This is a genomic window from Campylobacter sp. 2457A, assembly GCF_020135895.1.
In the GTDB taxonomy this organism is placed as follows: domain Bacteria; phylum Campylobacterota; class Campylobacteria; order Campylobacterales; family Campylobacteraceae; genus Campylobacter_D; species Campylobacter_D taeniopygiae.
Genome location: NZ_JACHTO010000105.1, coordinates 1 through 438, shown reverse-complemented (window position 1 = coordinate 438; position 438 = coordinate 1). Strand labels below are relative to the sequence as shown.

The window sequence follows — 438 nt, the reverse complement described above, 5'->3', positions numbered from 1 at the left end:
TAATTTATGTTTTTTGTAAAGAAAATCTAATCTTTCAGGACTAAAATAATAAGGGGCATTAGGATAACCTTGAGGAGGGGTTAAGGCTGCGAGTTTGGCTTGCAAATAAAGCTCTTCTAGATAAGTTTCTACCTTTGTTTCACTCCAGCGATTAGGTATATCATAACTATAACTTCTTACACAACCTTTTTTATAAGCATCTATTTCTTGATCAAATTCCCATCTGCTTTCAGGAGTAGAATCCACATCTCTTGGATCCTTGTATTTACCCTTATCGATTCCTCTTAACATTGCTGTTACTACATCATTATCAATATCATAAATAAAATTATACTCGTTTGGATCTATAATCCATTCTGTAGAGATTAACTCATCTAAAAAAGGAAGCATACCATATTTATCATAGGGAGGATGTTTGGCAAAGTTTTTGATAATTTG

Annotated in this window: 1 pseudogene; it reads right to left on the bottom strand. The window is 32.4% G+C overall.

Annotation, left to right across the window (positions count from 1 at the left end):
* Window positions 1–438 (bottom strand): annotated as a pseudogene (locus tag H2280_RS08540) (hypothetical protein); the annotation flags it as partial.